The 12,098-nt window shown below is 64.0% G+C and carries 12 protein-coding genes and 1 tRNA gene; 11 read left to right on the top strand and 2 right to left on the bottom strand.

Features of this window, described 5'->3' with window-relative positions; all coding sequences use genetic code 11:
* Window positions 1-149: 149 nt before the first annotated feature.
* Window positions 150-422: an oxidative damage protection protein gene (locus H0W47_RS03620; RefSeq protein WP_188708427.1), complete on the top strand. Its 273-nt coding sequence runs from the start codon at window positions 150-152 to the stop codon at window positions 420-422.
* Between the two features lie 8 nt (window positions 423-430).
* The gene (gene mnmC, locus H0W47_RS03615) at window positions 431-2,302 is read left to right on the top strand and encodes an FAD-dependent 5-carboxymethylaminomethyl-2-thiouridine(34) oxidoreductase MnmC (RefSeq protein ID WP_296920862.1); all 1,872 of its coding nucleotides are present in this window, start codon (window positions 431-433) and stop codon (window positions 2,300-2,302) included.
* Window positions 2,303-2,345: 43 nt separating this feature from the next.
* Here mnmC and H0W47_RS03610 read toward each other — a convergent pair whose 3' ends face one another.
* The gene (locus H0W47_RS03610; RefSeq protein WP_296920858.1) at window positions 2,346-3,131 is read right to left on the bottom strand and encodes a response regulator; all 786 of its coding nucleotides are present in this window, start codon (window positions 3,129-3,131) and stop codon (window positions 2,346-2,348) included.
* A gap of 174 nt (window positions 3,132-3,305) precedes the next feature.
* Between H0W47_RS03610 and H0W47_RS03605 the strand changes: the two genes are divergently transcribed.
* The 8 genes from H0W47_RS03605 to H0W47_RS03570 all read left to right on the top strand — a co-directional run bounded on the left by H0W47_RS03605 (window position 3,306) and on the right by H0W47_RS03570 (window position 10,826).
* Window positions 3,306-4,097, top strand: coding sequence for a sulfite exporter TauE/SafE family protein (locus H0W47_RS03605; RefSeq protein WP_296920855.1), 792 nt, complete (start codon window positions 3,306-3,308; stop codon window positions 4,095-4,097).
* 37 nt (window positions 4,098-4,134) lie between these two features.
* Complete coding sequence (locus H0W47_RS03600) at window positions 4,135-5,946, top strand: nitrite/sulfite reductase (protein ID WP_296920852.1); 1,812 nt, start codon at window positions 4,135-4,137, stop codon at window positions 5,944-5,946.
* A gap of 9 nt (window positions 5,947-5,955) precedes the next feature.
* Complete coding sequence (locus H0W47_RS03595) at window positions 5,956-6,351, top strand: DUF934 domain-containing protein (RefSeq protein WP_296920850.1); 396 nt, start codon at window positions 5,956-5,958, stop codon at window positions 6,349-6,351.
* Between the two features lie 5 nt (window positions 6,352-6,356).
* Window positions 6,357-6,977 (top strand): phosphoadenosine phosphosulfate reductase family protein, encoded by a 621-nt coding sequence (locus H0W47_RS03590; protein WP_296920847.1) that lies wholly within the window; start codon window positions 6,357-6,359, stop codon window positions 6,975-6,977.
* A 3-nt stretch (window positions 6,978-6,980) separates the two neighbouring features.
* Window positions 6,981-7,937, top strand: a complete 957-nt coding sequence (cysD, locus tag H0W47_RS03585; protein WP_296920844.1) for a sulfate adenylyltransferase subunit CysD — start codon at window positions 6,981-6,983, stop codon at window positions 7,935-7,937.
* The gene (locus H0W47_RS03580) at window positions 7,937-9,250 is read left to right on the top strand and encodes a GTP-binding protein (protein ID WP_296920842.1); all 1,314 of its coding nucleotides are present in this window, start codon (window positions 7,937-7,939) and stop codon (window positions 9,248-9,250) included. Before cysD ends, H0W47_RS03580 begins: the two co-directional genes overlap by 1 nt.
* 90 nt (window positions 9,251-9,340) lie before the next feature.
* A complete protein-coding gene (gene fdxA / locus H0W47_RS03575; protein ID WP_296920839.1) occupies window positions 9,341-9,670 on the top strand; it encodes a ferredoxin FdxA in 330 nt (109 codons plus the stop codon).
* Window positions 9,671-9,776: 106 nt separating this feature from the next.
* Window positions 9,777-10,826, top strand: a complete 1,050-nt coding sequence (locus H0W47_RS03570; RefSeq protein WP_296920836.1) for an NAD(P)/FAD-dependent oxidoreductase — start codon at window positions 9,777-9,779, stop codon at window positions 10,824-10,826.
* Window positions 10,827-10,837: 11 nt separating this feature from the next.
* On the opposite strand, the gene thiD is transcribed toward H0W47_RS03570, so the two are convergent.
* Window positions 10,838-11,683, bottom strand: a complete 846-nt coding sequence (thiD, locus tag H0W47_RS03565; RefSeq protein WP_296920833.1) for a bifunctional hydroxymethylpyrimidine kinase/phosphomethylpyrimidine kinase — start codon at window positions 11,681-11,683, stop codon at window positions 10,838-10,840.
* A gap of 163 nt (window positions 11,684-11,846) precedes the next feature.
* Between thiD and H0W47_RS03560 the strand changes: the two genes are divergently transcribed.
* Window positions 11,847-11,922 (top strand) — tRNA-Asn (locus tag H0W47_RS03560).
* Window positions 11,923-12,098 lie beyond the last annotated feature (176 nt).

Below are 12,098 nucleotides of genomic sequence, written 5' to 3'. Positions count from 1 at the left end.
GTCACGGGTCTGCTTTCGGATTTCAGTTCAATTGGGATGGCTTGAGCAGCCAACTGGATTCCGCAAGCCCCGACCCGGCACGGTGCGAGTGAAAATAAAGCGCCGGCTCTCAAGCACACCCATAACGACCTCTCACGAAAGACATCCCCATGGCACGCACCGTCAACTGCATCAAACTGGGCCGCGAAGCAGAAGGCCTGGATTTCCCGCCCTACCCCGGCCCGCTGGGCAAGCGCCTGTGGGAAGAAGTCAGCAAGGAAGCCTGGGCCGAGTGGATGAAGCAGCAGACCATGCTGGTCAATGAAAACCGCCTGAACCTGGCCGATGCCCGCGCCCGCCAGTACCTGGCCCGGCAAATGGAAAACCACTTTTTCGGCACCGGCGCCGATAAAGTCCAAGGCTACATTCCACCCACTGCCTGATTCGGCGCATGGCCGAGCGGATTGAGTGGCTGGCCGACGGCACACCTTATAGCCCGCGCTTTGGCGACCGTTACCGCAGCGAACTTGGCGGGCTGGCGCAATCGCGTGAGGTGTTTCTGCGGGGTTGCGGGTTGCCCGGAGCCTGGGCGCACCAGCCGCAGTGGCGCATTCTGGAAACCGGTTTCGGCCTGGGCCTGAACTTTCTGGTGACCTGGCAGGCCTGGAAGGCCGATCCCGCGCGGCCGCGCCTGCTGCATTTGGTTTCGACCGAGGCCTTTCCAGCCAGCGCCGATGACATCCTGCGTGCCGCCGCCGCGCATCCGGAACTGATACCCCTGGCGCAGCAACTGCAGGCGCAGTTCTGGGGGCTGTTGCCGGGCGTGCATCGGCTGGTGTTTGAAGAAGGCCGGGTCCTGCTGAGCCTGTGCATCGGTGACACCAAAGCGATGCTGCGCGAACAACACTTCCAAGCCGATGCGGTTTATCTCGACGGCTTCAGCCCCGCAAAAAACCCGGACATGTGGGCCCTGCACACCCTCAAGGCGGTGGCGCGCTGCTGCCGCCGCGGCACCCGGATCGCGAGCTGGACAATTGCGCGGGCGGTACTCGACAACCTCACCCAATGCGGTTTTGTGGTGCACAAAACACCCGGCCTGCCGCCCAAGCGCGACAACCTGCAGGGCGTGTTCGGCCCGCGCTGGGAGCCGCGCAAGGCCCAAACCTTCACCACCGTGAACCCGACGAGTTGCGTGGTGATAGGCGGCGGTCTGGCTGGCGCGGCGGCGGCGGCCAGCCTGGCTCGGCGTGGCTGGCAGGTCGAGGTGCTGGACAGCCACGCAGCGCCCGCCGGCGGCGCTTCGGGGCTGCCGGCCGGGGTGCTGGTGCCGCATGTCTCGCCCGACGACAGCCTGCTGTCGCGCCTGACGCGCTGCGGCGTGCGCGCCACCTTGCAGCAGGCCGAAGCCCTGCTGCAAGCCGGCGAGGACTGGCAGGCCTGCGGTGTGCTGGAGCGGCGGCTGGATGGTAGTGCGGGTCTGGCGGCTGACTGGCCGGAGGCCGGGCGCGACTGGAGTGACATCGCCGACCCATCGAAACTGGCCCTGGCGGGACTGGTCGCGACCGACGGCCCGGCTTGCTGGCACACGCGTGGCGGCTGGATCAAGCCGGCCCGGCTGGTGCAGGCCCTGCTGGCGCAGTCTGGCCTTCGCTGGCGCGGTGGCATCGCGGCCAGCCGATTGCAGCGGAATCCGGAAACCGGACACTGGCAGGTGCTTGATGCGCAGGGCAAGGGGCTGGCGCAGGCCGCCATGGTGGTGCTGGCCGCAGGCCATGCCAGCCGCCTGCTGGTCGGGGGCGACTTGCCGCTGCAGGCGATTCGCGGCCAGATGTCCTGGGCCCTACACGCCGATACGGCGGGCGCAGCGGCTTTTCCACCTTTTGTGGTCAATGGCAGCGGCAGTTTCATCCCGGCCGTGCCCACCGATGGCGGCATGGCCTGGCTTGCGGGTGCCAGCTTCCAGCGCGATGAGGAAAGCACCGAAACGCGATCCGGCGATCAGGCTGCCAATCTGCAGCGCCTGCAAACCCTGCTGCCGGCCACGGCGCTGACGCTGGCGCCCGATTTTAAAAGCGGGTCGGTGCGCGCCTGGGCCGGTGCGCGCTGCGCCTCGCCCGACCGGCTGCCGCTGGTGGGCGCGGTTGATGAGGCGCAGCAACCCGGCCTCTGGCTCAGCACGGCCATGGGCTCACGCGGGCTCAGTTTTGCGATCCTGTGCGGTGAACTGCTGGCAGCACGCCTGCATGGCGAGCCGCTGCCGGTGGAGCAACGCCTGGCGCAGGCGCTGTCGGCCAGCCGCTTCTTGCGCCGGGCCCCTGCTTAACAAGCATTCAAGGCTCTGACCCTTGTCGAGCGGGCGTGAGCAGCTACAAAGTTTGTAGCAGAGTTTTGAGTTTTTCAGGATCCAGCGGCTTGGGCAGATAGACCTGCGCGCCGGAATACCGGGCTTGCACCCCGCGCCACCAGGCCGATTCAGCGTCGGTGACAAACATGTGGGGAATCACCGGCCGGGTCCTGTCCACGGCCTTGACCACTTGCCAGCTGTTCATGTCGGTCAGGCCCAGATCCACAATCACCAGGTGGTAGGTATGGCTTTGCAGCAAGGCCAGCGCATCAGCGCCACTGGCAGCCTCATCAACATCATGCAGGCTGGCGCTGGCCAGTTTGGCGCGCAGGTACAGGCGCGCATCGCGCCCGGCGTCCACCACCAATACCCGCCGGGTGCTGGCTGGCGCACCTTCAAGCGCCATGGGCGCAGTGTCTTCTTCGGCGTCGAGTTGCACGTCCATGTCTTGAGTGTGCTCCAGTTCGAGGTCCAGCGAAAGAGCCTTGGTGCGCACCGGCGCAAATTCCGCGTCCAGCGCCTCAATTACCGCCGACCACCTGACCGGCGCTGCGAACACCCGCCAAGCGTCGGCCGGGGCGCCGTGTCCCACCCAGACCAGCCGGATGCCATCATTCGCCGGGTTGGCCAGTTCCAGCACGGCTTCCCAGCTGTCGCCATCCACCAGCATCACCACAGGGGGTTCGCGTGATGTCGGCGTCCACGGCGAATAGGCCATTGCGCCAGATTCGGACAGGCGGAACACCGTGTCCAGCGCGTGGCGCTCGGGCTCGCTAAAGCCGAAGTACTTGACAAAAATCTGCTTCACAGTCCCGCCGCTCCGTCATTGTTTGCTCTGGATTATGCGGGTTTCAGACGCTCCCCAGCGGCGTTGCCGACAACCCGCAGGCCGCATAAAAGCAGGTGAATAAGCTTATGCGCATAAGTGAACTACAAATATGTCGTTTGTTTTCATAAGCCGCCCCCCTAAAGTACCCGGCTTATGCATGATTTCGTATTCGTCTTCGCTGGTTTTGCGGTGGGTCTGGTGGTTGGCCTGACCGGGGTCGGTGGCGGCTCGCTGATGACGCCCCTGTTGATCTTCTTTTTCGGCGTCAAACCGCACTTGGCGATTGGCACCGACCTGCTGTTTGCGGCCTTCACCAAGATGGGGGGCACGGTCAGCCTCGCGCGCGCGCGCATCGTCGACTGGAAAATTGTCGGCCAGACCGCAGCGGGCAGCATCCCGGCTTCGCTGGCCACCTTGTATGCCTTGCACCTGCTCGGACCGGCCAGCCCGGCCGCCCATGCGGTGATGACCACCACGCTGGGCGTCGCCTTGCTGCTGACGGCCATCGCCATGCTGTACAAGGCGGTTTATGGCAAGGCCGCTCCGCGCCATATCGAAGCGTCGGCACTGCACGCCGCGACGCAGGCCCGGCATTGGGCCCTGCCCATCCTGTTTGGCGCGGTGATAGGCGCCATGGTCACCATCACCTCGGTCGGCGCTGGAGCCATTGGCGTGATCGTGCTGATGCTGCTTTACCCCACCCTGCCCTTGCCGCGCATCGTCGCCGCCGACATTGCCCATGCCGTGCCGCTGACGCTGGTGGCCGGCCTGGGCCACGCGTCCATCGGCTCGGTGGACTGGGTGCTGCTGGCCAAGTTGCTGGCCGGCTCGTTGCCCGGTATTTGGCTGGGCGCGCGCCTGGTGACACGCACCCCTGACCGCTGGATACGTTCCCTGCTTTCCGTGCTGCTGGCCTATGCCGGCGTCAAGCTCATCGCCATCTGAATCTTTTTTTGATCCCTGACAGCTACTCCTGACAGTTATGTACCAATACACAGACTTTGACCGCCAGTTCGTGAAAGCCCGCGCCGACCAGTACCGTGACCAACTGGGCCGCTGGCAGGCTGGCCAGTTGCCGGAAGACGAATTCCGCCCGCTGCGCCTGCAAAACGGCTGGTATGTGCAGCGTTACGCGCCCATGCTGCGTGTGGCCGTGCCTTATGGCGAGCTGTCGAGCGCCCAGGTGCGTGTGCTGGCGAAAATTGCCCGCGAGTACGACCAGCCCAACGCCGCGATGTTCGCCGACGCCCAGGCGGCCCAGGACAAGCTCGGCCCGGTCAATCTGAAAAACGGACTGTCGGTGGCCTCCAGGCTGACCGCCGGCTACGCCCACTTCACGACGCGCCAGAACATCCAGTACAACTGGATCCCGCTGGACAAGTCGGCCGACGTGATGGACCTGCTGGCCAGTGTCAACATGCACGGTATCCAGACCAGCGGCAACTGCATACGCAACATCACCAGCGACGAACGTGCCGGCATCGCGGTCGACGAAATCGCCGACCCGCGGCCTTTTGGCGAGATCCTGCGCCAGTGGAGCACGCTGCACCCCGAATTCGCCTTTTTGCCGCGCAAGTTCAAGATCGCCATCAGCGGCGCAAAGGAAGACCGCGCCGCTACCGCCTGGCATGACGTCGGCCTGCACCTGATCCGCAATGCCGAAGGCGAGCTGGGTTTCAAGGTGCTGGTGGGCGGGGGCATGGGCCGCACGCCCATTATTGGCACCGTGATCCGCGAGTTTTTGCCCTGGCACCAGATCATGAACTTCATTGAGGCCATCGTGCGCGTGTACAACCGCTACGGCCGCCGCGACAACATGTACAAGGCGCGTATCAAGATCCTGGTCAAGGCTGAGGGCCAGAAGTACATCGACGACGTTGAAGCCGAGTACCAGCAGATCATGGAACACGACGGCGGCCCGCATACCATCACCCAGGCCGAGCTGGACCGCGTGACGGCGTCTTTTGTGCCCCCCACGCTCAAGTGCGACCGCAAAAGCGCCGACGCCAAAATCGCCGGCATCCTGCGCGCGGCTGCCGAGGACGACATCGAGTTCGGCCGCTGGCTCAAGCAAAACGTGGCGCCGCACAACAACCCCGACTTGCGCGCGGTGACGCTGTCTTTCAAGCGCCTGGGCCAGGCGCCCGGCGACGCGACCGCCGACCAGCTCGATGTGGCTGCCGACCTTGCCGACCAGTTCAGCGCTGGCGAGGTGCGTGTCACGCACGACCAGAACCTGCTTCTGCCGTGGGTGCGCTGCGACGAGTTGCCCGAGCTGTGGCGCGCCGCGCGCAAGGCCGGTTTTGCGCGCCCCAACATCCGCCTGTTGACCGACATGATTGCCTGCCCCGGCGGCGATTTCTGCTCACTGGCCAATGCGCGCTCGATCCCGATTGCCGAAGCCATCACCGAGCGCTACCAGGACATGGACGAGTTGCATGACCTGGGTGAGATCGACCTGCACATCAGCGGTTGCATCAACTCCTGCGGCCACCACCACAGCGGCCACATCGGCATCCTCGGCGTCGACAAGGACGGCAAGGAGTGGTACCAGGTGACGCTGGGCGGTTCCGACGGCTCGACCCTGAGCGGCGCGCCTGTGCCCGGCAAGGTGGTCGGCCCGTCTTTCTCTGCCGCTGAAGTGCCTGAAGTGATCGAAGCCGTGCTCGACACCTACCGCCGGGAGCGCGAGGCCGGTGAAACCTTTGTCTCCACCCTGCGCCGCGTCGGCATTGACCCGTTCAAAACCGCCGCCAATGGCGCACGTTTTGCCGCCGCCGCTGTGGCCGCCTGAGGATCCGTCATGAAACTTTTGCCCTTTACCGATCACGCCGCCGCCGAAGACAGCAGCACCCTGGTGCTTCCCAACGACGCCGATCCGCTGTTGCCCTCTCTGGCCGGCGTGACACGTATCGATCTGTACTTCCCGAAGTTCACCGACGGCCGCGCCTTCAGCCAGGCGTTTTTGCTGCGCCGCCGCCGAGAGTTCAAGGGCGAGATACGCGCCACTGGTGATGTGCTTGCCGACCAGCTGGCACAGATGGAGCGCAGCGGCTTTGACGTCGCGGTGCTGCGCGCCGACCAGGACATGCCCACCGCCCAGCGCGTGCTGGCGTCTTACCCCGGTTATGGCGTGGGCAAATACCAGGGCGACGCCGTGGACCCGCAACCCCACTACAAGGAAGCGGCTACCGCCTGACCACCATGAGCTACGACCTCGAAAAAATCAACGCAGAACTGAGCCACAACGCGCAGGGCATGGTGGACTGGGCCGTGGGACTGGGCAAGCCCAGCATCGTCACCACCAATTTCCGACCCTTCGAGGCCGTCATCCTGCATATGGTGTCGCGCGCCAACCCGAAAGTTCCGGTGATCTGGATGGACAACGGCTACAACACAGCGGCCACCTACCGGTTTGCCGACGAAGTGACAAAGCTGCTCAAGCTGAACCTGCACATTTACCTGCCGCGCCGCTCGCGTGCGCACCGCGAGGCCGTAGAGGGATCGACCCCGCCGCTGGACGATCCCCGCCATGCGGCCTTCACCGAAGAGGTCAAGCTGGAGCCCTTTGCCCGCGCCCTGCGCGAGACGGCGCCCCAGGTCTGGTTCACCGCCTTGCGCGCCACCGACACCGCCGTGCGTGCGCAAATGGACCCGGTCAGTGTCAACCCCGACGGCCTGGTCAAGGTTGCGCCTCTGCTGCACTGGTCGTCCAAAGACCTTTACCAGTACTGTGAGACCCATGGCCTGCCCAATAACTTTGACTACGTGGACCCTACAAAGGGCGAGGACAACCGCGAATGCGGCCTGCACCTCGCACACTGACCTATGAACGCCAGAACACCCCCCAGCCTGCTGACAGCCGACCCGGTGATCTCCGTCGCGCGCCTGTCCAACGCCCACCTCGACGCGCTCGAGGAGGAAACGATTTTCATCCTGCGCGAAGTCGCGGCCGCCTTTGAGCGCCCGGCCCTGCTGTTTTCGGGCGGCAAGGACTCGCTGGTCATGCTCAAGTGCGCTGAAAAGGCCTTCGGCGTGGGCCGCATTCCCTACCCGCTGCTGATGATTGACACCGGCCACAACTTCCATGAAGTCACCGACTTCCGCGACCTGCGCGCCAGGGAACTGGGCGCCGAGCTGATCGTGCGCAATGTGGAAGACTCGATGAAACGCGGCACCGTGCGCTTGGCGTATCCGGGCGAGTCGCGCAATGTGCATCAGTCGGTGACGCTGCTCGAAGCGATTGACGAGTTCCGCTTCGACGCCCTCATCGGCGGCGCGCGCCGCGACGAGGAAAAGGCAAGAGCCAAGGAGCGCATCTTCTCGCACCGCGACAGCTTCGGCCAGTGGCAGCCCAAGGCCCAGCGGCCGGAACTGTGGACGCTGTTCAATACCCGGCTGCAGCCCGGCGAACATTTCCGCGTGTTCCCGATCTCCAACTGGACCGAGCTGGACGTCTGGCAGTACATTGAGCGCGAAAACATCGCCCTGCCTTCGCTGTACTACGCGCACCAGCGCAAGGTGGTCGAACGCAAAGGCCTGCTGGTGCCGGTGACGGACCTCACCCCCGCGCGCGACGGCGAGCAAGTGGTCGAAAAAACCGTGCGTTTCCGCACCGTGGGCGACATCACCTGCACCTGCCCGGTGGACAGCGCGGCTGCCACCGCCGCCGAGATCGTGATCGAAACCCTGGCCGCCGATGTCAGCGAGCGCGGCGCCACACGCATGGACGACAAGACATCTGACGCTTCCATGGAAAAGCGCAAGAAAGACGGGTATTTCTGATGAGCACTACTGATTTGATAGCTGATGACGAAATACCGGCGGGGGCTACAGGCCAAAATGACCTGAAGTCCGCGCTGAAGTTCATCACCTGCGGCTCGGTCGATGATGGCAAAAGCACGCTGATCGGCCGCCTGCTGGTGGACAGCAAGGCCGTGCTGCAAGACCATCTGGCCGGCGTGCAGCGTGGCGGCGAGACCGATCTAGCCCTGCTGACCGACGGGCTGTCGGCCGAACGCGAACAGGGCATCACCATCGACGTGGCCTACCGCTACTTCAACACCGAAAACCGCAAATTCATCATCGGTGACGCGCCTGGCCACGAGCAGTACACCCGCAACATGGTCACTGCCGCATCGAGCGCCGACGCCGCCGTAGTGCTGGTTGATGCGACCAAGCTGGACTGGAAAAACCCGTCTATGGAACTGCTGCTGCAGACCCGCCGCCACTCGCTGCTGGTCAACCTGCTGCGCGTGCCGTCCATCGTGTTTGCGGTCAACAAGCTCGACGCCGTCGAAGATGCCACGCTGGCCTTCGCCAATATCCAGAGTGCGCTCAAGGCCTTCGCGGCGGCAGCGCGGATTTCGGTCCAGGCCATCGTGCCGGTGTCGGCGCTGAAGGGACACAACGTGGTGGACGCCAGTCCCGGCTGGTGCGGCTATGAAGGCCTGTCGCTGCTGCAGTTGCTCGAACAATTGCCGGCGACACCGGCGGAAGCAAGCGAAGCGTTTGCCTTCCCGGTGCAGTGGGTCGAAAAATTCTCCTCTTCCTCGGACACCTCACAAGGCCGCCGCGTCTTCTGGGGCCGCGTAGCCACCGGCGGCATACAGCCCGGCCAGACTGTCACGGTACTGCCGGGCGGGCAAAGCGCCGTGGTGGCCCAGGTGCTGGACCACACGCGCCAGCCGGCCGCCGTGCTAGCCGGCCACAGTGCCGGCATCGTGCTGGACCGCGAAGTCGACGTGTCGCGCGGCGACTGGCTGCTGGCAACGGACACCTTCGAGCCGACGCGCGAACTGTCAGTCACCATCGCCTGGATGGACGACGAGCCGCTGGTCGCCGGGCGTGTTTACTGGGCGCTGCACGGCCATCGCTGGGTCAAGGCCAGGGTCAAACGCATCGTGCACAGGCTTGATGTCAACACGCTTGCCGAGGAAGATGCCAGCGAGCTGCCGCCCAACGCCATCGGCCATATCGAATTGAGCCTGCAGGAAGCGCTGGCCACCCTGCCTTACGCGCGCTCGCGCGTGCTCGGCTCGCTGGTGCTGGTGGACACCGCCTCCAACAAGACCTCGGGTGCCGCACTGATTCTTTGACGGGGCATCAGCCCCGCCGCCGCCTGCATTCACCCTGTTTGCGGAATCCTCTTAAAATCTAGGGTTTCCACCGATCCCCGCCAGAACAACATGACTCACATCGTTTCCGAATCCTGCATCCGCTGCAAGTACACCGACTGCGTGGATGTCTGCCCGGTCGACTGCTTCCGCGAAGGCCCGAACATGCTGGTGATCGATCCGGACGAATGTATCGATTGCGCGGTCTGCATCCCCGAGTGCCCGGTGAATGCGATTTATGCCGAGGAAGACGTACCCGCCGACCAGATCGCCTTCATCAAGCTCAATGTCGAACTGAGCAATGCCCCAGGCTGGAAAAGCATCACCAAGCGCAAGGAAGCGCTGCCCGATGCCGAAGATTGGAAAGACAAAACCGGCAAATTGACAGAGCTGATCCGCTGATCATGTATTCAGCAAACGGACGCCGCGGAACTGGCTTTGCCAGACCGCACGCGTCGTCCCCTGCAAGGGGAGGTGGTGCTACACGAAGTGAGCGTCCGGCAGGGGTGTGCCAGTGATTCAGACCGACGCGCTCGTGATCGGTGCCGGGCCGGTCGGCTTGTTTCAGGTGTTTCAGCTTGGCTTGCTCGACATCAAGGCTCATGTGGTCGATTCGCTGCCGCATCCCGGCGGCCAGTGCGCCGAGTTGTATGCCGACAAGCCAATTTACGACATCCCCGGCACGCCCCGCACCACCGGCCGCGAGCTGGTCGCCAGCCTTCTCCAGCAAATCAAGCCTTTCGGCGCAAGCTTTCATCTTTGTCAGGAAGTCAGCACGCTGGCGCAGCAAGACGACGGACGTTTTCTGGTCGAAACATCGCGCACGTCCTTTCTGGCCAAAACCATTTTTATCGCCGCGGGCGTGGGATCCTTCCAGCCCAAACGCCTGAAGATCGCCGGGCTGGACAGCTTTGAAGGATCCCAGCTCTTTCACCATGCCGACGAATCCGCACGGTTCGCTGGTAAAAACGTTCTGGTGGTGGGTGGCGATGAAGCGGCGGTGGACTCGGCGATCCGTCTGGCCGGGCCCGGGCCGCAGCAGTCAAAAAGTGTGACCTTGCTGCACCGGCGTGATGTGCTGCAAGCCTCTGCGGAAGTCCTGGCACATTTCGGAGCCTTGCGCGAAAGTGGCGCCGCCTCTTTCCAGGTCGGCCAGGTCACTGATATCACCACTGAAGATGGCAAACTGACAGCGGCGCGCATCACCGACGTGGACGGCAACACCACTGCATTGCCGGTGGATTGCATGCTGGTCCTGCTCGGCTTGTCACCCCGGCTGGGACCGCTGAGCCAATGGGGCCTGGCGATGGAGCGCAAGCAGCTTCAGGTGGATACCGAAAAATTTTCCACCAGCATCCCCGGCATCTTTGCAGTCGGCGACATCAACACCTACCCCGGCAAGAAAAAGCTGATCCTCTGCGGCTTTCATGAATGCACGCTGGCGGCTTATGCTGCGGCCGAAATCATCTTCCCCGGTCAGAAGATTCCGTTTCAATACACCACCACCAGCCCAAAGCTGCACAAACTGCTGGGCGTGGAATTGCCGCGGGCGGACTGACCCCAGAGCTTCTACACCAGCGCTTTGAGCCGCATCGGCACAGGCGCATGGCCATGATTGAGCGGGCCGCCGCCGGCGCCGGTCTTGACCGCTGCCCCGGCGACCATGGCCGCACGCACATAGGCCCGCGCCATTTCAACCGCATCCAGCAGAGGCATTCCCAACGCCAGACCGGCGGCAATCGCCGATGACAAGGTGCAACCGGTGCCATGCGTGTTGGCACTCGGGATCCGGGGAGCCTGCATCCAGTGTTTGGCGCCACCTGAGGTCAGCAGCAGGTCGATCACGGTATCGCCCGGCAAGTGCCCCCCTTTGAGCAACACCGCATGCGCGCCCCGCTCCAGCAATTCGGCCGCTGCGAGCTCCATGTCCTGTGCATTGTGCAAAGGTCGCCCCACCAGCAGAGCTGCCTCGTCAAGATTCGGCGTGACCAGCGCAGCGCGCGGGAACAACTCGCGCACCAGCACCTCAATCGCGGGGTTGGCAATCAACACAGCACCGCTGGTGGCCACCATGACCGGATCAAGCACCACATTGCGCAGCGCATGGCGGTCTATCGCCCCCGCCACCGCCATCACGATCTCTGGCGCATGCAGCATGCCTATCTTTACGGCATGAACGCCGATGTCCTCGACCACCGCGTCAATCTGATGGCTCAGCATCTCCGGTGGCACCCCGTGAATGGCGCGAACACCGAGCGTGTTCTGCGCGGTCAGGGCGGTGATGGCCGTCATGCCGTAACAACCCAGCGCGGCAATCGTCTTCAGGTCGGCCTGAATGCCCGCGCCGCCGCCGCTGTCGGACCCGGCAATCGACAACACGCGCGGGTACTCGAATTCAAGAGAGATGTTGTTCATGAAGAAAAATACCAGAGGGGCCGCAGCCTGCGGGAGGCGATGCCAGATTATCGGGGAAGCAACGCGCGCCTCGCGAGCCGGCAATCTGCACCCGAATGCCCGCCACGGGGGCCGCCTCAGCAGCAGACCCGCAGAAAATTCAGGCTATAATCTTTGGCTGTATTCCTCAATAGCTCAGTTGGTAGAGCGCCGGACTGTTAATCCGTAGGTCCCTGGTTCGAGCCCAGGTTGAGGAGCCAAATTTCAAAGCCCGGTCGCGTGTTGCGTCCGGGCTTTTTTCGTTGGACGCGTTACCATTTACGCAGGCCGTGGTCCCGCGCTCAGGGCGAGAGCCCACCGCCCTACTCACTGCATGCATAAGCCTCCCCACTCCCCTCCCTGGCTCGCTGCCGACGAGGCGTTTCCACCTGTGGAT

Source organism: Polaromonas sp., from assembly GCF_013817205.1.
Classification (GTDB): domain Bacteria; phylum Pseudomonadota; class Gammaproteobacteria; order Burkholderiales; family Burkholderiaceae_C; genus Polaromonas.
This window is presented reverse-complemented; position numbering and strand designations above follow the sequence as displayed.